The sequence below is a fragment of the Stenotrophomonas sp. AG209 genome (genome assembly GCF_003550055.1).
GTDB lineage: Bacteria > Pseudomonadota > Gammaproteobacteria > Xanthomonadales > Xanthomonadaceae > Stenotrophomonas.
Genome location: NZ_QXDB01000006.1, coordinates 114,233 through 140,039, shown reverse-complemented (window position 1 = coordinate 140,039; position 25,807 = coordinate 114,233). Strand labels below are relative to the sequence as shown.

At 66.1% G+C, this 25,807-nt stretch carries 21 protein-coding genes; 8 read left to right on the top strand and 13 right to left on the bottom strand.

What is annotated here, in order from left to right; all coding sequences use genetic code 11:
- Positions 1-527 precede the first annotated feature (527 nt).
- The 8 genes from galU to cmk all read right to left on the bottom strand — a co-directional run bounded on the left by galU (position 528) and on the right by cmk (position 8,814).
- Positions 528-1,406 (bottom strand): UTP--glucose-1-phosphate uridylyltransferase GalU, encoded by an 879-nt coding sequence (galU, locus tag DFO63_RS21430; protein WP_049445751.1) that lies wholly within the window; start codon positions 1,404-1,406, stop codon positions 528-530.
- The gene (locus tag DFO63_RS21425) at positions 1,403-3,316 is read right to left on the bottom strand and encodes a nucleoside-diphosphate sugar epimerase/dehydratase (RefSeq protein WP_049445750.1); all 1,914 of its coding nucleotides are present in this window, start codon (positions 3,314-3,316) and stop codon (positions 1,403-1,405) included. Before DFO63_RS21425 ends, galU begins: the two co-directional genes overlap by 4 nt.
- Before the next feature lie 3 nt (positions 3,317-3,319).
- Complete coding sequence (locus tag DFO63_RS21420; RefSeq protein ID WP_049445748.1) at positions 3,320-4,309, bottom strand: glycosyltransferase family 4 protein; 990 nt, start codon at positions 4,307-4,309, stop codon at positions 3,320-3,322.
- A gap of 3 nt (positions 4,310-4,312) precedes the next feature.
- The gene (gene lapB, locus DFO63_RS21415; RefSeq protein WP_005416232.1) at positions 4,313-5,491 is read right to left on the bottom strand and encodes a lipopolysaccharide assembly protein LapB; all 1,179 of its coding nucleotides are present in this window, start codon (positions 5,489-5,491) and stop codon (positions 4,313-4,315) included.
- 6 nt (positions 5,492-5,497) lie between these two features.
- Positions 5,498-5,782 (bottom strand): lipopolysaccharide assembly protein LapA domain-containing protein, encoded by a 285-nt coding sequence (locus DFO63_RS21410; RefSeq protein WP_014036895.1) that lies wholly within the window; start codon positions 5,780-5,782, stop codon positions 5,498-5,500.
- A gap of 77 nt (positions 5,783-5,859) precedes the next feature.
- The gene (locus DFO63_RS21405) at positions 5,860-6,165 is read right to left on the bottom strand and encodes an integration host factor subunit beta (RefSeq protein ID WP_049445746.1); all 306 of its coding nucleotides are present in this window, start codon (positions 6,163-6,165) and stop codon (positions 5,860-5,862) included.
- Between the two features lie 87 nt (positions 6,166-6,252).
- On the bottom strand, positions 6,253-7,938 hold the full coding sequence (rpsA, locus tag DFO63_RS21400; RefSeq protein ID WP_005416230.1) for a 30S ribosomal protein S1: 1,686 nt from the start codon (positions 7,936-7,938) through the stop codon (positions 6,253-6,255).
- Between the two features lie 198 nt (positions 7,939-8,136).
- Positions 8,137-8,814, bottom strand: coding sequence for a (d)CMP kinase (gene cmk, locus DFO63_RS21395; protein WP_014036894.1), 678 nt, complete (start codon positions 8,812-8,814; stop codon positions 8,137-8,139).
- 197 nt (positions 8,815-9,011) lie between these two features.
- Between cmk and ykgO the strand changes: the two genes are divergently transcribed.
- From ykgO to DFO63_RS21365, 6 genes are all read left to right on the top strand, one after another.
- Positions 9,012-9,137 (top strand): type B 50S ribosomal protein L36, encoded by a 126-nt coding sequence (gene ykgO / locus DFO63_RS21390; RefSeq protein WP_005409283.1) that lies wholly within the window; start codon positions 9,012-9,014, stop codon positions 9,135-9,137.
- A 145-nt stretch (positions 9,138-9,282) separates the two neighbouring features.
- A complete protein-coding gene (locus DFO63_RS21385; protein WP_014036893.1) occupies positions 9,283-9,612 on the top strand; it encodes a hypothetical protein in 330 nt (109 codons plus the stop codon).
- Between the two features lie 39 nt (positions 9,613-9,651).
- Complete coding sequence (locus tag DFO63_RS21380; RefSeq protein WP_032130076.1) at positions 9,652-10,689, top strand: agmatine deiminase family protein; 1,038 nt, start codon at positions 9,652-9,654, stop codon at positions 10,687-10,689.
- Between the two features lie 159 nt (positions 10,690-10,848).
- Entirely contained in the window at positions 10,849-11,736 is an 888-nt protein-coding gene (locus tag DFO63_RS21375; protein ID WP_049442792.1) for a carbon-nitrogen hydrolase, read from the top strand.
- Positions 11,737-11,750: 14 nt separating this feature from the next.
- Positions 11,751-12,281 carry a GNAT family N-acetyltransferase gene (locus DFO63_RS21370; protein ID WP_049442793.1) on the top strand — a complete coding sequence of 177 codons (531 nt, stop codon included), beginning with the start codon at positions 11,751-11,753 and terminating at the stop codon, positions 12,279-12,281.
- Positions 12,274-13,506, top strand: a complete 1,233-nt coding sequence (locus DFO63_RS21365; RefSeq protein WP_049442794.1) for a TraB/GumN family protein — start codon at positions 12,274-12,276, stop codon at positions 13,504-13,506. The genes DFO63_RS21370 and DFO63_RS21365 overlap by 8 nt, the downstream gene beginning before the upstream one ends.
- Positions 13,507-13,596: 90 nt before the next feature.
- Here DFO63_RS21365 and DFO63_RS21360 read toward each other — a convergent pair whose 3' ends face one another.
- From DFO63_RS21360 to DFO63_RS21350, 3 genes are read right to left on the bottom strand one after another with little or no spacing between them, the layout of a single operon-like run.
- Positions 13,597-16,680: an efflux RND transporter permease subunit gene (locus DFO63_RS21360; RefSeq protein WP_101765313.1), complete on the bottom strand. Its 3,084-nt coding sequence runs from the start codon at positions 16,678-16,680 to the stop codon at positions 13,597-13,599.
- Positions 16,677-20,138, bottom strand: coding sequence for an efflux RND transporter permease subunit (locus DFO63_RS21355; protein WP_119007881.1), 3,462 nt, complete (start codon positions 20,136-20,138; stop codon positions 16,677-16,679). Before DFO63_RS21355 ends, DFO63_RS21360 begins: the two co-directional genes overlap by 4 nt.
- 56 nt (positions 20,139-20,194) lie before the next feature.
- Positions 20,195-21,340 (bottom strand): MexH family multidrug efflux RND transporter periplasmic adaptor subunit, encoded by a 1,146-nt coding sequence (locus DFO63_RS21350; RefSeq protein WP_014036886.1) that lies wholly within the window; start codon positions 21,338-21,340, stop codon positions 20,195-20,197.
- 205 nt (positions 21,341-21,545) lie between these two features.
- Here DFO63_RS21350 and DFO63_RS21345 point away from each other — a divergent pair, with 205 nt between their 5' ends.
- Positions 21,546-21,935, top strand: a complete 390-nt coding sequence (locus tag DFO63_RS21345; protein ID WP_049442797.1) for a c-type cytochrome — start codon at positions 21,546-21,548, stop codon at positions 21,933-21,935.
- 9 nt (positions 21,936-21,944) lie between these two features.
- The gene (locus DFO63_RS21340) at positions 21,945-22,406 is read left to right on the top strand and encodes a cytochrome c (RefSeq protein ID WP_005416218.1); all 462 of its coding nucleotides are present in this window, start codon (positions 21,945-21,947) and stop codon (positions 22,404-22,406) included.
- Between the two features lie 356 nt (positions 22,407-22,762).
- Here the strand turns inward: DFO63_RS21340 and DFO63_RS21335 are convergent, their stop codons facing one another.
- Both DFO63_RS21335 and DFO63_RS21330 read right to left on the bottom strand, forming a co-directional pair.
- Positions 22,763-24,643 (bottom strand): ATP-binding cassette domain-containing protein, encoded by a 1,881-nt coding sequence (locus DFO63_RS21335; protein WP_101765312.1) that lies wholly within the window; start codon positions 24,641-24,643, stop codon positions 22,763-22,765.
- 224 nt (positions 24,644-24,867) lie between these two features.
- Positions 24,868-25,743 carry a LysR substrate-binding domain-containing protein gene (locus DFO63_RS21330; protein WP_049442799.1) on the bottom strand — a complete coding sequence of 292 codons (876 nt, stop codon included), beginning with the start codon at positions 25,741-25,743 and terminating at the stop codon, positions 24,868-24,870.
- Positions 25,744-25,807 lie beyond the last annotated feature (64 nt).

The window sequence follows — 25,807 nt, the reverse complement described above, 5'->3', positions numbered from 1 at the left end:
GGGTGGGTGAGGCTGCCCGGGACACGCCGTGAACCCGTCCCTGGGGGCTTGGCAGCGGCATCCATGCCGCTGACAGTCCCGGTCAGCCTCACCCACCCGCGCCATCCATCATTCCGCGCGGCGGAGGGGTGAGCAAAGGCAGGATCAAGAGCTGGGGTCAGAGCCCTTTGCTACGCAAAGAGATCCGACCCCGACTCGACGCTCGCGGAAACAAAAAAGGCAGCCACCGGCTGCCTTTTTGCTTTTGCTCTTGACCTTGATTCCGCCCTTCCCGTCCGCGCCCGCAGGAAACTGTCGAGAGGCGTGGGCAGGCCGCTGCAGGACCGTTGGCGCCATGGATGGCGCCATCGAGCCCCCATGGGTGAGGGCGCTTTGCTTGCGAAGCACTGCTTCGCAAGCGCCCGAACGCACAGCCGCCAGCGGCTGGGCCGGACCCCGGAGGGGGGTTTACGGCGTGTCCTGCAGCGGCCTGCCCACGCCTCCCCCACTTTGGCAGGAAGGCGCTGACGGAGCGCTTGATAGAACCCTTATTCCGCCAGCATCGCCGCCAGCTTCTCCCGCGCCGGGCCAGCCAGCTTCGGGTTGTCCAGCGCGAAGCGGATCGTCGCCTCCACCAGCCCCAGATGCGTGCCGCAGTCGAAACGGGTGCCCTCGAAACGATAGGCATCCACCTCTTCGGTCTTCAGCAGCTGCGCGATCGCATCGGTCAGCTGGATCTCGCCGCCGGCACCGCTGCCGGTCTGCTCCAGCAGCTCGAAGATCTTCGGGCTCAGCACGTAGCGGCCCACCACGGCCAGGTCGCTCGGCGCGTCCTCCGGCTTCGGCTTTTCCACGATCTGCGAAATGCGGCCCTTGCGGCCATCGAAGGCCTCGGTGGCGACGATGCCGTAGCTGGCGGTCTTTTCGTGCGGCACGTCTTCTACCGCGATCACACTGGCACCACTGGCCTCGTTGAGGTCGGCCATCTGCTTCAGCGCACCGGCACCCCGATTCCAGATCAGGTCATCGGGCAGCAGCACGGCAAACGGCTCGTCGCCGATCACCGCCTTGGCACACAGCACCGCGTGCCCGAGGCCCAGCGCTTCGGCCTGGGTCACGAAGATCGCGCGCACGCCATTGGGCAGCACGTGGCGGATCAGCTCCAGCTGCTCCTGCTTGCCGGCGCGCTCGAGCTTCTGCTCCAGTTCGTAGGCCTTGTCGAAATAGTCGGCGACCGCGTGCTTGTAGCGGTTGGTGATGAACACCAGCGTGTCGCAGCCGGCTTCGATCGCCTCATCCACGGCGTACTGGATCAGCGGCCGATCAATGATCGGCAGCATCTCCTTCGGCACAGTCTTGGTTGCTGGCAAAAAACGCGTCCCCAGCCCTGCCACCGGGAAAACTGCTTTGCGAATTCGCTTGCTCATTGGTGCCTGTTGGCCTCACGTGCCGGAAAAGGCACGACTTTAGCGGATGAAATGTAAGCATCCTGTTCGATTGGCGAGAACTCCGGCATCGTCGCAAACAGGATTTCCTGGATGCTGGCGGTGTCGTAGCTGGCAATCGCCTCACGCAGGCGTGGGACGTTGCCCAGCACCATATCCCGAGAGAATGTACGCACGCCGGCCTCGAGAATCTTCGGGTGCGCGGTCGAGCGGTAGTCTTCGTCCGAATAGAACAGCGTCTCGTGCAGCTTCTCGCCCGGACGCAGGCCGGTATAGATGATCTGGATATCCTTGTACGGCTGCTTGCCGGTCAGGCGGATCATCTGTTCGGCCAGCACGCGGATCGGCACCGGCTCGCCCATGTCGAGGGTGTAGATCGCGCCATGCGACGCCGAGGCGGCCGCCTGCAGAATCAGCTGACAGGCCTCGGGGATGGTCATGAAGTAACGGCTGACTTCCGGGTCGGTGACAGTGACCGGCCCGCCACGCAGGATCTGCTCGCGGAACAGCGGCACCACGCTGCCAGCCGACGCCAGCACGTTGCCGAAGCGCACCGTGACGAAACGGGTATGCGTGGACTTCTGGTCCAGGCTCTGGCAGATCATCTCGGCGTAGCGCTTGCTGGCACCCAGCGCATTGACCGGGTCGACCGCCTTGTCGGTGGAGATGAACACGAAATGCTCCACGCGCGCTTCCAGGCAGGCGCGGGCCACATTCTCGGTCGCCAGGATGTTGTTGCGCACCGCTTCGCGCAGCTGGCGCTCCAGCACCGGTACATGCTTGTAGGCGGCCGCATGGAAAGCCGTATCGACCGGGTGCAGCGACAGCGCATGGCGGATCACCGCCGGGTCACCACAATCGCCCAGCACTGCCTCGATCTCGACATCGGGGAAGCTGCGACGCAGCTCGCCTTCGATGGTCAGCAACAGCAGTTCACTGATCTCCAGCAGGATGATGCGACCGGCGCCATGCCGCGCGCACTGGCGACACAGCTCCGAGCCGATCGAACCACCGGCACCGGTGACCATCACGGTGCGCCCGCCCAACCAGCCGCGGATCAGGTTCCAGTCCGGCATGATCGGCTTGCGGCCCAGCAGATCCTCGATCGCCACTTCCTTCAACTGGCCCGGCAGCGACTGGCCCTGCAGGATGTCACTGAGCTTGGGCACGGTACGGAACGGCACGCCGGTGCTTTCGCAAATCGCGACGACACGCTGCATGCCCGCGGCGTCCAGCGACGGCATGGCAATGACCAGCAGCTTTGCAGCAGTCTCGCGGACCACCGTCGGCGCGTCATCCAGGGTGCCGAGGATCGGCAGGCCCTGCAGCTTGGCACCACGCAGGTGCGGTGCATCGTCGAGCAGGCCGACCGGCTCGAAGTTGCCGGAACGGCGCAGGTCGCGCACCAGGGTTTCGGCAGCCTGGCCGGCGCCGAGGATCAGCACGCGGCGGGCGCTGGAATCGGACTGCAGTGCCTGGTAGTCCTTCCAGGCGCGGTACAGCAGGCGCGGCGCGCCGAGCAGTGCCGACAGCGCGAACGGATAGATCACCAGCACCGACATCGGCACGCCGTCGAAGCGCTTCCACATCAGCACCAGGACGATCGCCACCATGCCGATGAAGCTGGCCTTGAAGATGTTCAGCAGGTCGCTGACGCTGGCGAACCGCCACAGGCCGCGGTACAGGCCCACGCGCCAGAACACCAGGCCCTGCAGCAACAGGACCAGGGTGGTATCGACGTTCCACAGGGGCAGTGCCGGGGCGTTGGGCAGGATCGAGTAGCGCCCTGCATGGAGCAACTGCCAGCATGCCCAGACCATGAAGAGGTCGTGGCAGACGATGGCCGAACGCGGCATCAGGCCGAGGATTCTGTCCCGCCAGGGTGAAGCCATAAGTCAGGTATTTCCTTGTCGGTGGCGCATTCCATTGCGCAGGAGGAGCCAGAGGACGCTCAACGCGATGAACCACGTGATCGCCACGGCAGCCTCCCACCTCGGCTGCAAATTGGAGCAGACATTGAACACTGTAATACTGAACAGGCCCAAAGCAAAGTACATCCCTGTCACCTGGGGGTGACTGGCTCCTGCCTGCACCGCGCGCTGGTAGACGTGCTGGGTATGGGGTTCCATCCAGCGTTGTCCGGAAATGATGCGCGCCAGCAGTGTGAAGCCGGCGTCCACGAGGAACGGCGAAACCGGCACCAGCAGCAGGATCCAGTTGATATCGGTGCGCACGCTGGCGAGCGCCAGCACGGCGGCGACCGCATACCCCAGCGCGCCGCTTCCGACATCGCCCATGAAGATCCGGGCCCGAGGGAAGTTGAACGGCAGGAATCCAAGGCAGGCCAGGCCCAGGGCCACGGCGGCCAGCGAGTACGGCCACGGCAGCACCGGCGCCAGCCCCAGCATCGCCACGACGGCCTGGCTGGCAGCAATGCCATTGATGCCGTCCATGAAATTCCAGATGTTGATCAGCGAGGCGGTGAACAGCAGCACCAGCACCGCCAGCAGCCAGCTGCCACCATTCATCTTGACCAGGCCGGCCAGCAGCGCTGCGGCGATGAAATGCACCAGCAGGCGACGCATCGCCGGCAGGGGCCTGTGATCGTCCCACCAGCCGATGCCGGCCACCAGCACCAGCCCAAGGCTGGCCACCAGCACCGTCGGCGTGCTTTCGGGCCAGGCCCAGATGGCCACGCCGGCAGTCACCAGCAGGCTGATGACGATGGCGATGCCGCCACCGCGTGGGGTGGCGACGCTATGGCTGCGGCGTTCGCCGGGCTGGTCCATCAACTGCTGGCGCAGCGCATAGCCGCGTGCAGCCCAGGTCAGCAACGCACTCAGCAGGGCGAGCCCCAGCAGCGCGCCCATTACAAGCCAGGGCATGGATCAGAGCACCGCGTAGTTCAGCAGCGGCTTGACCGTCCCCCACTCCTTGCAGCTCGGACACTGCCAGTGGTGGGTACGCGCACCGAAGCCGCAGCGCGTGCAGCGATAGGCCGGGTTGCGCACCAGCAGCTGGTCGGTGATGTGCTTGAGGTCATGCAGGGTGGCGGTGGAATCGGCTCCCTCGGCGAGGGTCAGGTCGATCAGCGCGGATTCGCCACGGACCGACGGGCGATCCTTGAGCTGGCGGCCGAGGTAGGCACGGGCCGGCGCCACGCCTTCCTGCTCTTCCATCAGCCGGGTCAGCGCCAGTACCGGGGCGATTCCGCGGTAGTGCTCGGTCATCTCCGACAGGAACGCGCGTGCGCCTGCCAGATCGCCAACCTTGCGATAGTTCTGCATCAGCGCCGGCAGCAGTTCCGGCAGGTATTCGGGGTCGTTGCGCGCGGCACGCTCGAAGGCGCGGACGGCGGCCTCGGGATTGCCCGCGTCGGTTTCCAGCCGGCCCTCGATGATGCCGGCGCGCACCGACATCGCGTCGGCCTGGTAGGCCCGGGCGATCGCCGCCCTCGCCTCTTCCAGCTTGCCGGCGCCACGGAAACGTTCGGCCAGTTCGCATTCGAACTGCCCGATCAGCTTGCCCATCGGCTCGCCGGTGACGTCCTCGAAACGGGTCGCGTTGTCGATCGCCTTTTCCCAGTCGCGTTCGGCCTGATAGATGCCGATCAGGTGCTTGAGCGCCTGCGGTGCACGCTGATCCAGCTGCGCCAGCTCGGTGAACACGGTCTCGGCGCGATCCAGCAGGCCGGACTTCATGTAGTCCTCGCCCAGGGCCAGCAGGGCCTGTACGCGCTGCGCATCACTCAGGTCATGGCGATTGACCAGCCCCTGGTGCAGGCGGATGGCGCGGTCGACTTCACCACGGCGGCGGAACAGATGGCCCAGCGCGACCTGGGTCTCGAAGGTTTCCTTGTCCAGCTCGGCGATGTGCAGGAACAGTTCGATGGCCTTGTCCGGCTGCTCGTTGAGCAGGTAGTTCAGGCCACGGAAATAGGTGCTCGACAGGCGGCTGACCTGGCTGTCACCGTGGCGTTGACCACCACGCCGTCCGATCACCCACCCGGCCAGGGCGGCCAGCGGAACGAACAGGAAGAACCAGAACCACTCGGTGACGAAATCCATCTTCGATCAACGTCCATCAAAAGATTGGGGGGAAGCAACCGGTGCCGGCGAGGCGACAGCGGACTTGTTGGCGCGGCGCAGCTGGCCATAGAGCGGAATGACCACGCTCACCAGCACCAGCCCGGCACCGACCACGACACCGACCAGCAGCGCGGCGATCAGGGCCACGCCCACCGAGGTGTGCAGTTGGGTAAACAGCAGGTTGATCGACATCGCGGTCATGTTGACCGCACCGATGATCAATCCAAGGATCAGCACCGCCAGCAGGACCAGCAGACGAAAAACCTTCATGCAACAGCTCCAGTGGCAGGAGTCCGTAGCTTATCCGACTCGCGGCTGGATTCGCACGCGGTGGCGCGACGGAAGGCTCAGGCCGGATCGGCGTCCAGCGGCAGCACACTGCTGACCCGCTCGCGCAGTTCCTTGCCCGGCTTGAAATGGGGGACATGCTTGCCCGGCAGGGCAACCGATTCGCCGGTCTTCGGGTTGCGGCCCAGGCGCGGCGGACGATAGTGCAGCGAGAAGCTGCCAAAACCGCGGATTTCGATGCGATCCCCGGCGGCCAGCGATCCGCCCATCATTTCCAGCAACGACTTCACCGCCAGATCGACATCATCGGCCTTCAGGTGCGCCTGGCGGCGCGCAAGGATTTCGATCAGTTCGGATTTGGTCATTACCGGCTCACATCAGGGGCATCTCAGCCTGAAACGGCCCGGGCAATGCCCGGGCCGTCCAGGAAACAACGAACAGCGTAAGGCCGATTACTCGGACTTGTTGCCGTTCAGCTGTGCACGCAGCAGCGCGCCCAGCTGGGTGGTGCCGCTGGAAGCCGAAGAGGACTGGTATTCCTCCAGCACTTCGCGCATTTCCGCGTCGTCCTTGGCCTTGATCGACAGCTGCAGGGTACGGCCCTTGCGGTCCATGCCCACGAACTTGGCTTCGACCTTGTCGCCGACCTTCAGGTGCTGGGTGGCGTCGTCAACGCGCTCGTTGGCGATGTCGCGGGCCGAGACGTAACCTTCGATGCCGTCAGCCAGCTCGATGATCGCGCCCTTGGCGTCGACTTCCTTCACCACGCCTTCGACCTTGGAGCCCTTCGGATTGGCAGCCATGTACTGGCCGAACGGATCCTGCTCCAGCTGCTTCACGCCCAGGGAGATGCGCTCGCGCTCCGGATCGACAGCCAGGACGACGGCGTCCAGGGTATCGCCCTTCTTGAAGTTGCGAACGACGTCTTCGCCGGTGGTGTTCCAGCTGATGTCGGACAGGTGGACCAGGCCGTCGATGCCGCCGTCCAGGCCGATGAAGATGCCGAAGTCGGTGATCGACTTGATCTGGCCCGACACCTTGTCACCCTTCTTGTGGGTGGCAGCGAAGGTTTCCCACGGATTGGCGGCAACCTGCTTCATGCCCAGCGAGATACGGCGACGCTCTTCATCGACGTCCAGCACCATCACTTCGACTTCATCACCAACCTGGACAACCTTGGACGGGTTGACGTTCTTGTTGGTCCAATCCATCTCGGAGACGTGCACCAGGCCTTCGACGCCCGGCTCGATCTCAACGAACGCACCGTAATCGGTGACGTTGGAGACCTTGCCGAAGACGCGGCTGTTGGCCGGGTAACGACGGCCGATGTTGTCCCACGGATCCTCGCCCAGCTGCTTCAGGCCCAGCGAAACGCGGTTGCGCTCGCGGTCGAACTTCAGCACGCGGACGTCCAGCTCGTCGCCGACGTTCACGACTTCCGACGGGTGACGCACGCGCTTCCACGCCATGTCGGTGATGTGCAGCAGGCCGTCGATACCGCCCAGGTCCACGAATGCACCGTAGTCGGTCAGGTTCTTGACGACACCCTTCAGGATCGCGCCTTCCTGCAGCTTGTCCATCAGCTGCTCGCGCTCTTCCGAGTGCTCGCTTTCGACGACAGCGCGGCGCGAGACCACGACGTTGTTACGCTTGCGGTCCAGCTTGATGAGCTTGAACTCGAGTTCCTTGCCTTCCAGGTAGGCCGGATCGCGCACCGGGCGCACATCGACCAGGGAACCCGGCAGGAAGGCGCGGACATCCTTGATGTCCACGGTGAAACCACCCTTGACCTTGCCGCTGATGCGGCCGGTGATGGTTTCGTTCTTTTCCAACGCTTCTTCCAGCTCGTCCCACACCATCGCGCGCTTGGCCTTCTCGCGCGACAGGACGGTTTCGCCGAAGCCGTTCTCGATCGAGTCGAGGGCGACCTTGACGATGTCGCCTTCGGCGACGTCGATTTCGCCAGCGTCGTTACGGAACTGTTCGATCGGCACGATGCCTTCGGACTTCAGGCCAGCGTTGATCACCACGACGTCGCCGCGGACTTCAACAACGGTACCGCTGACGATGGCGCCCGGCTTCAGCTTGGCCAGGTTGGCCTGGCTGGCTTCAAACAGTTCGGCAAATGATTCGGTCATTAGATTTACTCTGTTGGACACATGGGTCGGTGGCGTCCCCTTCAGGGGAATGGCGACCGCCCGCCTGTTGGTCGACCCCGGAAAAGCAGGTCGTGTGTAGTAGGAAAACCGCCACGCATCATTGCGCGACGGAGCTGGTACAGCACTGCTATGCGCGACCACCGCCGATGCTGCTGGCAGCGCTCCCGCGCGAACGGATCAGGCAGCCGGAACCGGAAGCAGATCCATCACTCTGGCAACGACATCATCGATGCCGATGCCTGTGGTGTCGATGAGGACAGCATCGTCTGCCGGCTTCAGGGGCGCCACGGTACGCTGAGCATCACGGGCGTCGCGGGCCATGATCTCGCGCAGGAGGTCATCAAAGTTAACAGAAACCCCCTTGTCTTTCAACTGCTTATGCCGGCGCTCGGCGCGCTCCTCGGCACTGGCGGTCAGGAAGACCTTGTAGGAGGCGTCCGGGAAGATCACCGTGCCCATGTCGCGGCCATCGGCAACCAGCCCCGGCAGCTCCCTGAATGCGCGCTGGCGCTCCTTCAGGGCAGCCCGGACCTCCGGAATGGCGGCAATGGCCGAGGCCAGCGCACCGGTGGTCTCCAGGCGCAGTTCGTCGGTGGCATCGGTGCCGTTGACCATGACCCGCATGGCATCACCCTGCTCGACAAACTGAACGTGGGTGTCGAAGGTGCAGCGGACCAGCGCCGAGGCGTCGGAGGTATCGATGTCGGCCCAGCTTGCGGCGACGCCCACTGCCCGGTACAGCGCGCCCGAATCCAGGTAATGCCAGCCCATCCTGCGCGCGATGATGCGGCTGATGGTACCCTTGCCGGCCCCGGATGGGCCGTCGATGGTCAGGACGGGAGCGAGTGGATTCATGGGGGTCCCAGAGCGTGTGAAGAGGCCATTCTAGCCCCTGCCAGACGCCCCCAGCGGGATCTTTTGTGCAACCACTTGAAACCATGAGGAAAAGCCCGGTAGAATGGCGGGCTTGAACGAGCGTCAACTGCCGATTGTCTTTCGCATATCGCGGCCACGCTCCACCCGAACAACTACTGTTTACGCCGAGGTATGCCATGAAAGTCCTGTCCTCCCTGAAGTCGGCGAAGGCCCGTCACCGTGACTGCAAGGTCGTGCGTCGTCGTGGCAAGATCTTCGTCATCTGCAAGTCGAACCCGCGTTTCAAGGCGCGTCAGCGCTAAGCCTCACAGCCTTCCGGCTGCGGCTGGCCCTACGCGGGGCCGACCCGATGCAAGAAACCGCCTTCGGGCGGTTTTTTGTTTATGCGGCTTTTTCCTGCCGTTTTTGCTGTAATCGCCTTTCTTGACCACTGGGGAGTAGATCGAGATGAAGCGTTACCTGTCCGCCCTGGCCATGATGGCCACCCTGGCCGCCGCCACACCGGCACTGGCCGATACCCTGCTTGTCGATCGTGCCCGCGAGAAGCCGGCCGGTGCCGTGCCCGTGCGCGGCCAGAGCATGCAGCAGGTGCAGGCGCAGTTCGGCGCGCCCAACGAGCAGCTGCAGCCGCGTGGCGGGCAGAAGCGGCAGTGGCCGACCATCAACCGCTGGGTGTACCCGCAGTTCACCGTCTACTTCGAGAAGCAGAAGGTGATCAACGTGGTGGCCAACCAGGCGGACCCGAACGAAATCGGCCCGAAACCGCCGATCCGTTGATCCCTTTACCCGCCGTGGGCGGGCCTGTGTAGCGAGACCATGAACCAGACCCTTCGTTTTCCTGCCGAGTGGGAAGCCCAGAGCGGCGTCCTGATTGCCTGGCCCACCGCCGACACCGACTGGGCCGACCGCCTGGGCCAGGTGGAAGAGACCTACATCGCCCTGGTCGCGGCCATCACCCGCTTCCAGCCGGTGCTGATCTGCGTGGCCGACGATGATGTGGAGACCTATGCGGAGATGCGGCTGCGTTCCAACCGCATCGACATGGACAAGGTCCACTTCACCACGGCGGCCTACGACGATACCTGGCTGCGCGACTCCGGCCCGATCACCCTGCGCCGTGCCGACGGCGGTTTCCAGCTGCTGGATTTCCGCTTCACCGGCTGGGGCGGCAAGTTCGATGCCACCCTGGATGACCAGCTGGTGGGCGTGCTCGACCAGGCCGGCGTGTTCAATGACGCACCGGTGCGCAGCATTCCGTTCGCGCTGGAAGGCGGCGGCATCGAGACCGACGGCGAAGGCACCCTGCTGACCACCTGGAAGTGCCTGCACGAGCGCCACCCGGACCGCGACCGCGCCAGCCTGAGCGCCGACCTGGCCGACTGGCTGCAGCAGGACCGCGTGCTGTGGCTGGACCACGGCTACCTGGAAGGCGACGACACCGACGCCCACATCGATACCCTCGCCCGCTTCGCCTCGGCTGACAGCATCGTCTACCAGGCCTGCGACGACGAGAGCGACTCGCACTACGCCGAACTGCAGGCGATGGGCAATGAGCTGGCCGCGCTGCGCACCAAGGATGGCCAGCCGTACCGCCTGTTCCCGCTGCCGTGGGCACAGCCGGTGATCGACGAAGGCCGCCGGCTGGCTGCGTCGTACGCCAACTACCTGATCGTCAATGGCGCGGTGCTGATGCCGGCCTACGGCGACCCGGCCGACGACCTGGCCCGCGATGTACTGGCCCAGGCACACCCGGGCCGCGAGATCGTGCAGGTACCCTGCCGCTCGCTGATCTGGCAGAACGGCAGCCTGCACTGCATCACCATGCAGCTGCCGGCCGGGCTGTTGAAGGCGTAAGCGGTAGTGCCGGCCGCTGGCCGGCAACCATGCAATGCCTGATGGATCCACGGGATTGCCGGCCAGCGGCCGGCACTACCAGCACCCATTCAGCGCGCAACACGCCGTCGCCGTCCATCCGCGCTAACATGCAGGTTTTCCCCCGCAGGAACGCCCCGCATGAACTCGCGTAGCCCCCTTACCGTCGCCCTGATCCAGGAGCGCAACCACGGTGATGCCGCCGCCAACCTGGCGGTGATCGAAGCACGCGTGGCCGAGGCGGCTGCCCAGGGTGCCAAGCTGGTGCTGCTGCAGGAACTGCACAACGGCCCGTACTTCTGCCAGCACGAGTCGGTGGACGAGTTCGACCTGGCCGAGCCGATTCCGGGCCCGAGCACCGAGCGCCTGGGCGCGCTGGCGAAGAAGCATGGCGTGGTGCTGGTCGGCTCGCTGTTCGAGCGCCGCGCTGCCGGCCTGTACCACAACACCGCCGTGGTGTTCGAGAAGGACGGTACCCTGCTCGGCAAGTACCGCAAGATGCACATCCCGGATGATCCGGGCTTCTACGAGAAGTTCTACTTCACCCCGGGCGACATCGGCTTCACGCCGATCGATACGTCGGTGGGCCGCCTTGGCGTGCTGGTGTGCTGGGACCAGTGGTACCCGGAAGCGGCACGCCTGATGGCGCTGGCCGGTGCCGAACTGCTGCTGTACCCGACCGCGATCGGCTGGGACCCGGACGATGTGCAGGACGAGAAGACCCGCCAGCGCGACGCCTGGGTGCTGAGCCACCGTGGCCACGCCGTGGCCAACGGCCTGCCGGTGCTGAGCTGCAACCGCGTCGGCCACGAAGCCTCGCCGCTGGGCGCGTCGGGCATCCAGTTCTGGGGCAACAGCCACGTGCTGGGCCCGCAGGGCGAATTCCTGGCCGAGGCCGGCACCGACGCCACCGTGCTGCTGTGCGACGTCGACCTGCAGCGCAGCGAGCATGTGCGCCGCATCTGGCCGTTCCTGCGTGATCGCCGCATCGATGCCTACGGCGACCTGCTCAAGCGCTACATCGACTGAGCCGGAGCCCGCGCATGGCCGTCCTCATCCGTGATGCCGGCCCGGCCGACATCGACGCGATCACCGCGATCTATGCGGTGGAAGTGACCGACTTCGTCAACACCTACGAGTACGACATCCCGGACGCGACCGAGATGCTGCGCCGCATGCGCGACATCGTCGATCGCGGCTTCCCCTACCTGGTCGCCGAGATCGACGGCCAGGTCGCCGGCTATGCCTACGCCAATACCTACCGCACCCGCGTCGCCTACCAGTGGACCGTGGAGAACTCGGTCTACGTCGATGCCGCATTCCAGGGCAAAGGCGTCGGCACTGGCCTGCTGCAGGCCTTGATTGATGCCTGCGTGACGCGTGGCTACCGGCAGATGGTGGCGGTGATCGGCGAACCGACCAACACCGCGTCGATCAAGCTGCACGAACGCTTCGGCTTCGAGCTGGTGGGCGTGTTCCGTGGCCTTGGCCGCAAGCACGGCCGCTGGCTGGATACCGTGCAGATGCAGCGCGCGCTCGGCGATGGCGCCGACACCGCACCTTCCAATGAATGAACCCATGACTGAAACCCTTCCCGAAACCGGCGACGACCTGTTCGCCGGCCAGCCGGTGCGCGTCGTCGAACGCGACGGCGTGCGTTACACCCTGCTGGGCACCGCCCACGTCTCACGCGCCAGCGTCGAGGCCGTTGAAAAGGCCATCGACAGCGGCCGCTTCGATGCGGTGGCCGTCGAGCTGGACCCGCAGCGCCTGCAGGCGCTGAGCGACCCGGACACACTGGCCAAGCTCGACCTGGTCGAGGTGATCCGCAAGGGCCGCGTCGCCCTGTTCGCCGCCAACCTGGCTCTGTCCGCCTACCAGCGCCGCCTGGCCGAGCAGCTCGACATCGAGCCCGGTGCCGAACTGAAGCGTGCGGTGGAACTGGCGCGCGAGCGCAACCTGCCCGTGCACCTGATCGACCGCGAGGTCGGCCTGACCTTCCGCCGTGCCTCGCAGCGGCTGGGGTTCTTCGGCAAGCTGAAGCTGGTCGCCGGGCTTGGCGCCGGCCTGTTCTCGTCCGAGGAAGTGGGCGAGAACGAGATCGAGAAGCTCAAGCAGGGCGACATGCTGGAATCGAGCTTCGGCGAGTTCGCCAGCGAGAGCCCGGCGCTGTACGAGACCATCATCGGCGAGCGTGACCGCTACATGGCCACGCGCCTGCGCGAAGAACACGATCCGCAGCAGCGTGAGGTGTTGGCGGTGGTCGGTGCCGGTCACCTGGCCGGGCTGGCCCGCTACCTGGAAACCGACACCGAGGCGCCGGCGCCGCTGCGTGCCGAGCTGGAGGCGGTGCCGAAGAAGCGCAACATTCCGTGGTTCACGCTAGGCATCCTGGCGATCGTAGCGACCGGCATCGGCGTGGGCTTCTACCGCGGCGGCCTGGGCGTGGGCACCGAACTGCTGGCAACCTGGGCGATGTATACCGGCGGCCTGGCGGGCCTGGGCTGCCTGCTGGCCGGCGGCCATCCCCTGAGCATCCTCACCGCGATCGCGGTGGCCCCGTTCAAGCCGTTCCGCCTGAGCATCCCGACCGGCGCGTTCTCGGCACTGGTGGAAGCGCGGCTGCGCAAGCCAGCGTATGAGGACTTCCTGAAGCTGCGCGACGATGCGCAGAGCCTGAAGGGCTGGTACCGCAACCGTGTCACCCGCGTGGTGCTGACCTTCATGCTGACCAACCTGGGCAGCATGCTGGGCCTGTGGCTGACCACGTTCAAGGTCTGGGGCAAGGTGGCGGGCTGATGGTCCCCCCGGGCATGGCCCGGCGAAAAAAAAGGGGGAGGCCGCCCCACTACGACCGGCCTCCCCCACACCACAACACGTTGTCGCGCATTACAGCCGGGCAGCGCCCGGCGCTACCATTTCCAGGCCGCGCGCACGGCGGATCAGCCGCGTCACGGCAGTGCGCAGGTCATCGAGCACCGCGTAGATCGTCGGCAGGAACAGCAGGCTGACCACCGTCGAGAACGCCAGGCCGCCGGCAATCGCACGCGCCATCGGCGAATACTCCGGGCCATTGCCGAACATCTGCGTATCGGTCAGCGAGATCGGGATCATCGCCAGGATTGCCGTGCCCATGGTCATCATGATCGGGCGCAGGCGTTCGCGTGAGCCTTCCACCAACGCCTGGGTGCGGCCCATGCCGCTGCGCCGCAGGTTGTTGATGTGCTCGATCATCACGATTCCGTTGTTCACCACCACGCCCATCAGCACCAGGATGCCGATGAAGGACATGATCCCGAACGAGGTACCGGTGATCCAGAACAGCCAGAACACGCCGAAGATCGAGAACAGCACGCCGCTCATGATCGCCGCCGGGAACAGCAGCGACTCGAACACCGCCGCCATCACCACGTAGATCATCACCAGCGCGATCAGCAGGTTGAACACCATCTGCTGCATGGCTTCGTCATCATTGCCGTAGTCGCCACCGTCGAAGGTGAAACCATAACCAGCCGGGAAGTTCATCGGCTTGAGCACGGCTTCGATCGCCTTGCGCCCGTCCGGTGCGGTGACCTTCTCGGCCAGGTTGGCCTTGATGGTCAGCGTGGTCTGGCGGTTGGTGCGTCCGATCTGGGTGGCCGACGAACCGACGTCCACGGTGACCAGACTCAGCAGCGGCACGCTGCGGCCATCGCCGGTGCGCACGCTGAAACCGGCCAGGTCTTCCGGGCTGCTCTGCTCGGCGCCGGCGAAGCGCACCCACACCGGCACTTCATTGTCACCGCGGCGGAACTCGCGCATCGGTGCGCCGCGCAGCGCCAACCCGACGAAGCTGGCCACCTGCTCGGCGTTGAAGCCGAATGCCGCGGCGCGCTCGCGGTCGACACGCACCTTCAGCTCGCCGCCCTTCTCGCCGTTGTCGATGCGCACGTCGCGCAGTTCGGCACGCTGCGCCAGCAACGGCACCACTTCCTGGCCGATCTCCTGCAGCATCGAGCTGGAATCACCCACCAGCTGCACCTGCACGCCCTGGTTGCTGCCGCCGCCATCGCCGCCCTGGTTGCCGACGAAGTAATCGGTGCGGGCCGACTTCGGCAGGCCCTTGCGCAGTTCCTCCTGCAGCGCCTTGATGTCCTTGGCGTACTTTTCGTCCAGGGTGACGACCGTGGAGCTGCCTTCCTGCTCGCTGTACCAGGAGTACACCTGCTTCACGTGCAGGCGTTCGCGGTTCTGGTCGATCCAGTTCTCCACCCGCGCCACTTCCTCGGACATCTGGCGGTAGGTGTAGGCACCCTTCCACATGTAGCCGATGAAGATGTCCTTGCCACCCTCGCCACCGAACATGTCGATCTTGGTCAGCTTCATCGGCACCAGGCTGACCAGCACCACCAGCAGGATGCCGAACAGGCTCCAACCGCGGTGATGCAGCGACCAGTCCAGCAGCTGCGCGTAGCGCCGCTGCAGGCGCGCGATCAGGCCGGTCTGCGAGTGCACCAGCTTGGGCGTGGCCATGCGTGCGGACAGCATCGGGATCAGGCTGACCGCCACCAGCCACGAGGCCAGCAGCGAGACCGAGATGGTGATCGCGATCTGCGCCATGAAAATGCTGATGTTGTTGGTCTCGCCGAACAGGTTCGGCACGAACACGATGCAGTGGCACAGCGTACCGGCGCTGAGCGCGATGGCCACGTTGCGGGTGCCGATGATCGAGGCCAGCCGTGGCTGCCCCGGCATGCGCTCGCGCTCCTGGTAGATGCTCTCCACCACCACCACGGCATTGTCGACCAGCATGCCCACCGCCAGCAGCAGGCCCATCATGGTCAGGATGTTCAGTGTCACCCCGACGAAGTACATGAAGCCGAGGGTGATGGTGAAGCAGATCGGAATGGCCAGGGTCACCATCAGCGTCGACGGCCAATGGCGCAGGAAGAAGAACAGCACCGTGATCGACAGGATCAGGCCGACCGCGCCGGCCTCGGCCAGTTCCAGCAGCGAGGACGTCACCGCCTTGCCCTGGTTGTCGATCACCTTGATCTGCACGTCGCGCATGGACGGCTGCGCGCGGATCGCCTCGACTTCGGCCAGCGCCGCACGCGAGACGTCCACCAGGTTGGCACTGCGCTCCTTGAAGATATCCAGGCCCACCGCCGGGTTGCCGTCCAGGCGGCGCCCGTAGTTCATCCGCGCCGGCTTCAGGCGGACATCGGCGATATCACCCAGGCGCAGGCCCTTGGCGTTGATCACCAGGTCGCGCATTTCCTGCAGGTCGGTGATCTCGCCCACCGGCTGCACGCGCACGCGCTGGCCGTTGTCGTCGATCTGCCCGGCCGAGATCGAGAAATTCAGCGTGCGCAGGCGCTCGCTCAGCTCGTTGATGCTCAACCCATGCGCGTTGAGCCGGTTCGGATCGATGGCGATCTCGACCTCGTTCGGCGGCGCACCGGTGATGTCGACCCTTGCCACACCCGGGATGCGCTCGATGCGCCGCTTGAACTCACGGTCGAGCATGTCATAGGCGGTGGTCAGGTCGGTGGTGCTGGCCAGGCGCACCTTCAACACGGGCTGGTCACTGCTGGACCACTTGAACACGTTGTAGCGCTGCAGGTCGTCGGGCAGGTCGCTGCGGATCGCATCGATACGCTCGCGCGCGTCGGACGCGGCAATCGCAATGTCGCGGTCCCAGTCGCTGAACTCGATGTAGATCAGCGCCGCCTCGGAGGTGGCCGACGAGCGCATGCGCTTGATGCCGGTCATCGTCGCCAGCGATTCCTCGACCGGGCGGATGATGGTTCGTTCCACTTCTTCCGGGGTCGAGCCGGTGTACGGAATCTGCACGAACAGGAACGGCGCGGAGATGTCCGGCAGCGCCTCCAGCGGCAGCCGGAACGAAGCGATCAGGCCGATCACCACCAGCGACACGAAGCACATGATGGTGGTGACCGGGCGGCGGATGGAGAACTCGGCAACACTCATGCCGGTTCCTCCACACCTGCCGTGCCGCCCTCGTCGCCGTGCAGGCCTTCGCCGGCATGCTTGCGGCCACGTTCGCGGTAATACGCATCGCCACGACGGTCCATCAGGTCGTACACCACCGGGATCACCAGCAGCGTCAGCAGCGTCGACACCAGCAGGCCACCGATCACGGTGATCGCCATCGGCGCACGCACTTCGGCGCCCTCGCCCATCGCCACCGCCAGCGGCAGGAAGCCGAACAGCGTGCACAGGGTGGTCATGATGATCGGGCGCAGGCGCGAGCGCGCACCTTCCACCAGCGCCTCGTGCTTGGCCACGCCGGCCTCGCGCAGCTGGTTGACCTTGTCGATCAGGATGATCGCGTTCTTGGTCACCAGGCCGACCAGCAGGATCAGGCCAATGAACACCACCACCGAGATGGGCTTGCCGGTCAGCATCAGCGCCAGGATCGCGCCGACCAGCGCCAGCGGGATGGTGAACAGGATCACGAACGGGTGCAGCAGCGATTCGAACTGCGAGGCCATCACCAGGTAGACCAGGAAGATCGCCAGGCCGAAGGCGAAGATCAGCGACTTCGCCGCCTGCGCCAGCTCCTCGCCCTGGCCGCCGATGTGCAGGCCGACGCCCGCGCCCAGTGGCTGCTCGGCGACCATCTGCTGCACTTCGCGCATGGCTGCGCCGAGGTCGATGTCGCGCAGGTTGGCCGACACTACCGCCACCCGGGTCTGGTCGGCACGATGGATCTCGCTGGGGCCAGTAGTGGCGACCACGTCGGCCACCGCGTCCAGGGTGACAGGACGGGTGCTGCCCGGGTTGACGATCAGCCGGCGGATGCTCTCCACGCTGGCACGATCACCTTCCTGGGCCCGCACCAGCACGTCGATCTTGCGATCACGGAAGCTGTAGCGGGTGGCGACGTCGCCGCGTACCTTCTTCACCACCACGTCGGCGATCTGGCGGGTGGTCAGGCCCAGTGCACCGGCACGCTCCTGGTCGAAGCGGATCTGGATTTCCGGGAAGCCCTCTTCCACCGTCGACTTCACGTCGGCGTAGTGGGCATTGCCGCGCAGCATCGCTGCCAGGCGCTGGCCGGCCACTTCCAGGGTGGCCATGTCCTGCCCGCGCAGCTCGATTTCCAGCGGCGTGGAGAAACTGAACAATGCCGGCCGCGCGAAGTCGACCTGGGCACCCGGGTGCTGGCTCATGGTACCGCGCAGGCGCTCGGTGATCGCCGCTTCCGTGTGCGCATTGCCGCCGCCTTCCATCACCACGGTCAGCTTGCCGATGTTCTCACCGCTTTCGGTCGGGCTGGCATCCAGCCGGGTGCCGCTGCCGCTTACGCCATACAGCGAGGCCACGCCTTCGCCCTTGCCGTGTGCCAGCTGCAGCTCGCGCACCAGCGCATCGGTCTGCTTGAGCGGCGTGCCGGCCGGCAGCTTCACCGTCATTTCGAAACGGTCCTGCGCCAGCTGCGGGATCAGGTCCGCACCAAGCATCGGCACCAGCGCCATGGTCGCTACGAAAATGATGGCGGCCACGCCCAGCACCTTGCCCGGATGCGCGAGCGCACTCGGCAGCAGGCGCAGGTAGCCACGCTCGGCGCCGGCATAGGGCTTCATCGCCAGGTCGCTGGCCTTGCGCATCACCGGGCCGATCACCGCGACCACGCCGCGCCACAGGCGCACCACCAGCCAGGCCAGCGCATAGAAGCTCCAGCGCACGCTGGCGACCACGCCACGGCGACCCAGCGCCACCGGCTTCTGCCAGCGCTTCTGCGGCTGCCACGCTGCGTTCGGCGCTTCTTCCGGGAACGCCAGCGGCGGCCGTCCCTTCAGCGAGCTCAACATCGGGATCAGGGTCATCGACACCAGCAGCGAGATCGCGATGGCGATCGCGACGGTCAGCGCCTGGTCGCGGAACAACTGCCCGGCGATGCCGTCGACGAACACCAGCGGCAGGAACACCGCGATGGTGGTCAGGGTCGAGGCGACCACGGCCATGCTCACTTCGCGGGTGCCGGCAATCGCCGCCTGCAGGATGCCCAGGCCACGCTCGCGGGCCTTGGCGATGCTCTCCAGCACCACGATCGAGTCATCCACGACCAGGCCGGTGGCCAATGCCAGGCCACCCAGCGACATCACGTTCAAGCTGAGGCCGAGCTGGCCCATGAAGAAGAACGTGGCGATGATCGAGACCGGCAACGACAGGCTGATCACGAACGTGCTCCAGCCATCGCGCAGGAACAGGAAGATGATCAGGATCGCCAGCAGGCCACCGATCACGGCATCCTTCTTGACGTCGGCGATGGCGTGCTCGATGAAGCGCGACTGGTCCTCGATGGTTGTCAGCTCGACGTCCGACGGGAACGTGCCCTTGATCTGCTCCAGGCGCTTGCGCAGCGCTTCGGCGGTGGACACGGTGTTGGCGTCGCCTTCCTTGTAGATGGCCAGCTCGACCGATTCCTTGCCGCCCAGGCGGATGATCGCTTCACGCTCCTTGTAGCCCTGGCGCACCGTGGCCACGTCCTTCAGGCGCACCGGCACGCCGTTGGCAACCACGCTGGAGCCACCACCGGACGATGCGCTCTGTGCCGCCGACGCCGCCGCGATGGCGGCCGCCGAACCGGTCGACGCGGCGATGTTGAACATCTGCTGCAGCGCCGAGTCCGCCGCGCTGCCATTGGCGGCCTGGGTGGTGACCAGCAGGTTGCGGATTTCCTCCAGGTCGGCGAACTGATTGACGGTACGCACCAGGAAGCGCTGCGAACCCTCCTCCAGGCGGCCACCGGAAATATTGATGTTCTCGTCCTTCAGGCGCTTGATGACGGTGTCGATCGGCAGGTTCAGCTGGGCCAGCTTCTGCTGGTCGATGTCGACCTGGATCTCGTCCTCCAGGCCACCGCCGACCTTCACTGCTGCCACGCCAGTGACCGGCTCCAGTTTCTTCTTCAGGTCTTCATCGGCATAGCGGCGCAGGCCGGTCAGCTCGCGCACCGCATCGGCATCGCTGGTCGGCGCCGCCTTGTTCGACAACACCAGGCGCATGATCGGCTCGGTGGACGGATTGAAGCGCAGCAGCACCGGGGCCTTGGCCTCCAGCGGCAGGTTCAGCGCTTCCATCTTGTCGCGCACCTCCAGGCTGGCCTGGTCCATGTTGGTGCCCCAGGCGAATTCCAGCACCACATCGCTCTGGCCGGTGCGCGAGACCGACTTCAGCTTGCGCAGGTTCTTGACCACGCCAACCGCCTCTTCGACCGGCTGGGTGATCAGGGTTTCGATTTCAGTCGGCGCTGCACCGGTGTATTCGGTGCGCACGGTCAGCGTCGGATAGCTCAGGTCGGGCAGCAGGTTGACCTTGAGGTTGCCCAGCGCGATCAGGCCGAACAGCAGCAGCGTGACCGTGCACATGGCGATGGTCACGCGGCGGCGGGTGGCGAATTCCACCAGGCCGCCGCGCATGCTGGCGGCGGCGCCGTCGCTCGCCGGCGAGGCACCGTGGTCGTGGCCCGGCGCGGTCATTGCTTGCTCCCGGCCTTGTCTGCCGGCTTGGCGGCCGCAGCGACCGTCTTCGCCTTCGGGTCGGCAATCACCTGCACCGTGGTGCCGTCGCGCAGGGCGACCTTGCCGGCGGTGACCACCTGATCACCGGCCGCCAGGCCATCACGGATCTCCACCCACGGGCCCTCGGCGTAACCCAGCTTGACCGGAACGCGTGCGACCTTGCCTTCGCGCACGCGGAACACCGCCGGCTCACCGTCGTCGAGCAACGCCAGGCGCGGTACGACCAGCGCATCGGCACGCTGGTCGTAGTCGATGCGGATGCGACCGAACATGCCGGGCTGCAGCGCGTGTGCGGCGCCGTCGAAGGCGCTGACCACGCGAAACGTGCCGCTGCCCGAATCCACCACCGGCGCGATGCGATCGACGGTGCCGGTGAAACTCTGCCCCGGCAGCGCATCGGCCGCCAGCGTCACCGGCTGGCCGGCGCGCAGGGTGGCCAGCTCGCGCTCGGGTACGTTGAGGGTGGCTTCCAGCCGCGAGTTGTCGACGATGCGGAAGATCGGCGTGTTGATCTGCACGAAGTTGCCGGTCTTGATCGAGCGCGAAGCGATCACGCCGGAGATCGGCGCCACCACCGTGGTGTAGGACAGCTCCAGCGTGGCCAGGCGGTACTGCGCGCGGACGTTTTCCAGGTCGTAGCGCAGCTGGTCGACATCGGCGGCGCTGACCATCTGCTGGCCAACCAGCTTCTGTGCGCGCTGGTAGTTGTTTTCCAGCTTGCGCATCTGCGCTTCGCTCTGTGCCACGGCCAGGCGCGCGCGGTCCGGGTCCAACCGCACCAGCGGCTGGCCGGCGGTGACCCGCTGCCCTTCCTCGACCAGCACCGCCAGGGCTACGCCGGAGGTCTTGGCGACCACCTGCGACTCGGCGCGTGGCTCCAGCGCCGCAGTACCGGTGTAGCTGGCCGCGACGGCACGATGGCTGGCCACCGCGACTTCGACCGGGACGGCGTCGACCTTCTTCTCCTCCTTGGTCTCGGCAGCCTTGGCTTCGGAATTGGGCCCTGCGGCGCAACCGCCCAGCAGCAGGGAGGTGGAGATCAGCAGTGCGGCAGCGCAGATTCCGCTGCGACGGCCGGACAGGAAGGTTGGGTGCGACATCGTCAGATCCCTGGAGGATGCGTGGACAGGTGTGGTAGCAAAGTAATGCACCACTTCACGGCAACACCATATCCCAAAGGTCATGGTGTCTTCACGCCGCTGGTCGGCCCACCCCCATTTCAGCTAGATGAAACCTGAGGCTATACTCGGGGCGTTCCGTACCCCACGCCGGAACGACCAGACCCGAATCCCCGGAAACGACACCATGCGCCCGCAGCCGCTCGCCGCTTGTCTCGCTCTGGCCGTCCTCCTGCCCCTTGGGGCCGCCGCACAGCCCGCTCCTGCTCCTGCCACACCCTCCCCGGCCCCGGCTCCCGCCGCTGCGCCGGCGCCCGTCGCACCCACCGGCAACTTCGACAATGGCCGCGTGCTGGCCTACACCTGCCAGGGCTGCCACGGCATCACCGGCTACAAGAACGCCTACCCCAGTTACCGGGTGCCGAAGATCGGCGGCCAGACCCAGCAGTACCTGGCCCAGGCCCTGACCGAGTACCGCCAGGGCAAGCGCCGGCATCCGACGATGCAGGCGCAGTCGATGAGTTTCAGCGAACAGGAGATCGCCGATCTCTCTGTTTACCTGTCCACCGTCAAGTAAGGCCCGCCCATGTCGAAAGCCGCGCATCCGATGCGTCACGCCATCGCCCTGTCCGTTGCCCTGCTGCTGGCGGCCTGTTCACAGTCGCAGGTGGAAAACAGCGAGAAATCCGCCGCCGACCCGGGCCATGCCAGCGGCGAACACGGTTCTTCGTCCTCCGCTGGCCTGCCGGCAGGCCGCGAAGCCGCCGGTGAAGCCCGCGCCAAGGTGAAGGGCAAGGCCACCAACCAGAGCTGCATCGACTGCCACGGGGCCGACGGCAATGCGCCGATCGATCCGACCTATCCGAAACTGGGTGGCCAGTACGGCGATTATCTGGCGCATGCGCTGCAGGCCTACCGCGCCGGTGACCGCCAGCATGCGCTGATGACGCCGCAGGCGAAGGACCTGAGTGATCAGGACATCGCCGATCTGGCCGCGTATTTCGGCAGCCGGCCGAGCCAGCTGCGGGATCTGCACGGGGTCAAATGACCGCTCTGCGCGGATCATGACTGCTGCAATCTGATGCGTTCATGGGCGTTACTTTTCTTGATGACGCACATCCTTGTGCGTCACCCTGCGGGCCGGCTATGCCGTTCCACCCTGCTCCTGCAGTGCGGTGCGCGCAAAGAAAAGTAACCAAAAGAAACGCTCCGCCGCCCGCGAGCCGATGCTACGCACCGGTACCCTGCGCTCCTCGGCCCACCGAGAAACGCCGCGGGAACTCGCTGCGCTCAGACACCCGCGCCTCTTCGCCCTCGCCGGACCTGCGGTGCTCGGCTCGCTTCAAGGCGGAATCAGATCAAAAGCCACAGCCGCCCGCCGGGCGAGACGGCCGTGGCAGACGCTCAGCCTTCCAGTTCTTCCCAGCGCGCGTACGCGGCATCCAGCTCGGCCTGCACCTTGGCCAGCTGCTGGGTGTGCGCGGTCACTTCGGCACTGCTGCGGGTGTAGAACGACGGGTCGTTCATCGCCGAGGTCAGCCCTTCGACATCGCCTTCCAGCTTCTCGATGGTCTTCGGCAGCTGCTCCAGTTCGCGCGCTTCCTTGTAGGCCAGCTTGCGCTTGGGCGCAGCCGGAGCAGCGGCCGTGGCGGCCGGTGCAGCAGCCGCCGGCTTGGCTGCCGGGGCCGCGGCAGGCGCAGCCACGCTGGCTGCATAGCGCTGCCAGTCGCTGTAGCCACCGACGTACTCACCGATCACGCCGTCGCCTTCCATCACCAGCGTGGACGTCACCACGTTGTCGATGAAGTCACGGTCGTGGCTGACCAGCAGCAGGGTGCCGGTGTACTCGCCCAGCAGCTCTTCCAGCAGCTCCAGGGTTTCCACGTCGAGGTCGTTGGTCGGTTCGTCCATCACCAGCAGGTTGGACGGCTGCGCGAACAGCTTGGCCAGCAGCAGGCGGTTGCGCTCGCCGCCGGACAGGCGGGTGATCGGCGCGCGCGCGCGCTCGGGGGTGAACATGAAGTCCTGCAGGTAGGCATGCACGTGCTTGCGCTTGCCGTTGAACTCGAGGAAATCACGGCCTTCGGCAACGTTCTCGATCGCGCTCCAGTCTTCGCGCAGCACCGCGCGGTACTGATCGAAATACGCGATCTGCAGGTTGGTACCGGCGTTGACCTCACCCTTGGCCGGCTGCAGTTCGCCCAGCAGCAGCTTCAGCAGCGTGGTCTTGCCACTGCCGTTGGGACCGATCAGGCCGATGCGGTCGCCACGCAGGATGGTGGTAGTGAAATCGCGGACCATGGTGCGCTCGCCGAAGGCGAACGAAATGTCCTTGACGTCGATGACCTTCTTGCCGGAGCTGACGCCCTGCGCGGCTTCCATCTTGACGTTGCCGCTGAGGTCACGGCGCTGCGAACGTTCAGTGCGCATCGCCTTCAGGCGACGTACGCGGCCTTCGTCGCGGGTACGGCGCGCCTTGATGCCCTGGCGGATCCAGACTTCTTCCTGCGCCAGCAGCTTGTCGAAGCGGGCGTTTTCCTGCGCCTGCGCATTGAGGCGTTCCTCGCGGCGGCGCTCGTAGTTAGCCCAGTCGCCCGGCCAGCTGGTGACCTGGCCGCGGTCGATCTCGACGATGCGGGTGGCCAGTGCACGCAGGAAGCGACGGTCGTGGGTGACGAACACCACGCTGCCGCTCCAGCCCTTCAGGAACGCCTCGAGCCAGTCGATGGCCTCGATGTCCAGGTGGTTGGTCGGTTCGTCCAGCAGCAGCACGTCGGGGCTGGACACCAGCGCACGGGCCAGCAGCACGCGGCGCTTCATGCCGCCGGACAGGCGGCCGAACTCGGCCTCGCCGTCGAGGTCGAGCTTGGTCAGGGTTTCGCTGACGCGCTGGTCCAGGCCCCAGCCGTTGGCGGCGTCGATCTTGGCCTGCACGTTGCCGAGCGCTTCGCCGTCGAAGACCTCGGCATGGCTGAGGTGGTGGAACTCGGCCAGCCACTGGCCCAGTTCGCCGAGGCCATCGGCGACGACGTCGAACACCGAGCCGGCGGCGCCGTGTGGCACTTCCTGCTCCAGGCGGGTGACGCGCACGCCCTGCTGCACGCGGACTTCGCCGTCATCGGGCTTGTGGTCGCCGGACAGCAGCTTGAGCAGGGTGGATTTGCCGGCGCCGTTGCGGCCGATCAGGGCGATGCGTTCGCCCGGCTCGATCGACAGTTCGGCCTTTTCCAGCAACAACGGGCCGCCGACGCTGAAGTCGACGTTCTGTAGGGTAATCAGAGGCATCCGGATATTGTACGGGTTGGGGGCGTCGGCCGGGTTGCACCCGGCACCCGCGGTAGTGCCGGCCGCTGGCCGGCAACCTCAACGGCAACGGCAGAAGCTGGTCTGTCGGAACGGCATTCTGCTCTGGTGGGTGTCGACCTTGGTCGACACGGTAGATCCACGCCATGCGTGGATGAGCGCTACAAGAAGGGTCGATGGAGGGAATCGACTGGGAATCTGATGGCTTACCCCACCTCCCCCAGCAACGCCTGCAACCCCGGCAGCCATTGCTTGCCGGGGTGGCGTACCAGCCACAGGGTGCGCTGCAGGGCGGGCAGCGGGGTCTCCAACACGCGCAGGCGGCCGAGGGCCAGGGGCTCTTCCAGCGCGTGGCGGGAGAGGCAGGCCAGGCCGAGGCCGGCGATGGCGGCCTGCTTGATCGCTTCGGTATTGCCCAGCTGCAGGGTCTGGGCGAAGCCGCGCAGGTGCGGCAACAGCGCCTGCTCCACGGCTTCGCGGGTGCCGGAGCCGGGCTCGCGCAGCAGCCAGCGGGCGCGGCGCAGTTCGTCCAGCGACCAGCGCGCGGCAGCGTCGGCGGCGCCGACGATCACCAGAGGATCCTGCTGCCAGGCGGTCACCTGCAGGCCACGTTCATGGCACGGGCCTTCGATCAGGCCGGCGTCGACGTCCAGGCGCTGCACGGCGGCAACCACGCCGGCACTGTTGTCGATGCGCAGGTCGACTTCGGCCTGCGGCGCCTGCCGCAGCAGATCGGCGATGCGCGGCGGCAACAGGTAGTTGCCGATGGTGGTACTGGCCGCCAGCACCAGCCGCAGCGGTGCACCCTGCGACGGGTCGCCGCCAGCGGCCAGCTGCCGCTCCAGGTCGGCAGCATTGACCAGCAACGTGCGCGCCGGTTCCAGCAGCGCGCGGCCGTGGCCGTTCAGGGCCAGGCGGCGACCGATGCGGTCGAACAACGGCGTGCCGAAGTGCGCCTCCAGCTCCTGCAGGGCGGCGCTGCTGGCCGACTGCGAGAGGGCGATGGCCTGGCCGGCGGCAGTGGTGCTGCCGTGGTCGGCGATAGCGACGAAGACCTGCAACTGGCGCAAGGTCAGGCGCATGGCGCTTACCTTCTTGATGGGTAGGTTTCACCCATATTATTCGTTTTACAGGTCATCGTCCCAG

Excerpts from the sequence above, each read along its gene's own strand:
- galU (WP_049445751.1), bottom strand. The coding sequence starts at position 1,406 with ATGAGCAAGCGAATTCGCAAAGCAGTTTTCCCGGTGGCAGGGCTGGGG.
- DFO63_RS21425 (WP_049445750.1), bottom strand. The coding sequence starts at position 3,316 with ATGGCTTCACCCTGGCGGGACAGAATCCTCGGCCTGATGCCGCGTTCG.
- DFO63_RS21420 (WP_049445748.1), bottom strand. The coding sequence starts at position 4,309 with ATGCCCTGGCTTGTAATGGGCGCGCTGCTGGGGCTCGCCCTGCTGAGT.
- lapB (WP_005416232.1), bottom strand. The coding sequence starts at position 5,491 with ATGGATTTCGTCACCGAGTGGTTCTGGTTCTTCCTGTTCGTTCCGCTG.
- DFO63_RS21410 (WP_014036895.1), bottom strand. The coding sequence starts at position 5,782 with ATGAAGGTTTTTCGTCTGCTGGTCCTGCTGGCGGTGCTGATCCTTGGA.
- DFO63_RS21405 (WP_049445746.1), bottom strand. The coding sequence starts at position 6,165 with ATGACCAAATCCGAACTGATCGAAATCCTTGCGCGCCGCCAGGCGCAC.
- rpsA (WP_005416230.1), bottom strand. The coding sequence starts at position 7,938 with ATGACCGAATCATTTGCCGAACTGTTTGAAGCCAGCCAGGCCAACCTG.
- cmk (WP_014036894.1), bottom strand. The coding sequence starts at position 8,814 with ATGAATCCACTCGCTCCCGTCCTGACCATCGACGGCCCATCCGGGGCC.
- ykgO (WP_005409283.1), top strand. The coding sequence starts at position 9,012 with ATGAAAGTCCTGTCCTCCCTGAAGTCGGCGAAGGCCCGTCACCGTGAC.
- DFO63_RS21385 (WP_014036893.1), top strand. The coding sequence starts at position 9,283 with ATGAAGCGTTACCTGTCCGCCCTGGCCATGATGGCCACCCTGGCCGCC.
- DFO63_RS21380 (WP_032130076.1), top strand. The coding sequence starts at position 9,652 with ATGAACCAGACCCTTCGTTTTCCTGCCGAGTGGGAAGCCCAGAGCGGC.
- DFO63_RS21375 (WP_049442792.1), top strand. The coding sequence starts at position 10,849 with ATGAACTCGCGTAGCCCCCTTACCGTCGCCCTGATCCAGGAGCGCAAC.
- DFO63_RS21370 (WP_049442793.1), top strand. The coding sequence starts at position 11,751 with ATGGCCGTCCTCATCCGTGATGCCGGCCCGGCCGACATCGACGCGATC.
- DFO63_RS21365 (WP_049442794.1), top strand. The coding sequence starts at position 12,274 with ATGAATGAACCCATGACTGAAACCCTTCCCGAAACCGGCGACGACCTG.
- DFO63_RS21360 (WP_101765313.1), bottom strand. The coding sequence starts at position 16,680 with ATGAGTGTTGCCGAGTTCTCCATCCGCCGCCCGGTCACCACCATCATG.
- DFO63_RS21355 (WP_119007881.1), bottom strand. The coding sequence starts at position 20,138 with ATGCGCGGCGGCCTGGTGGAATTCGCCACCCGCCGCCGCGTGACCATC.
- DFO63_RS21350 (WP_014036886.1), bottom strand. The coding sequence starts at position 21,340 with ATGTCGCACCCAACCTTCCTGTCCGGCCGTCGCAGCGGAATCTGCGCT.
- DFO63_RS21345 (WP_049442797.1), top strand. The coding sequence starts at position 21,546 with ATGCGCCCGCAGCCGCTCGCCGCTTGTCTCGCTCTGGCCGTCCTCCTG.
- DFO63_RS21340 (WP_005416218.1), top strand. The coding sequence starts at position 21,945 with ATGTCGAAAGCCGCGCATCCGATGCGTCACGCCATCGCCCTGTCCGTT.
- DFO63_RS21335 (WP_101765312.1), bottom strand. The coding sequence starts at position 24,643 with ATGCCTCTGATTACCCTACAGAACGTCGACTTCAGCGTCGGCGGCCCG.
- DFO63_RS21330 (WP_049442799.1), bottom strand. The coding sequence starts at position 25,743 with ATGCGCCTGACCTTGCGCCAGTTGCAGGTCTTCGTCGCTATCGCCGAC.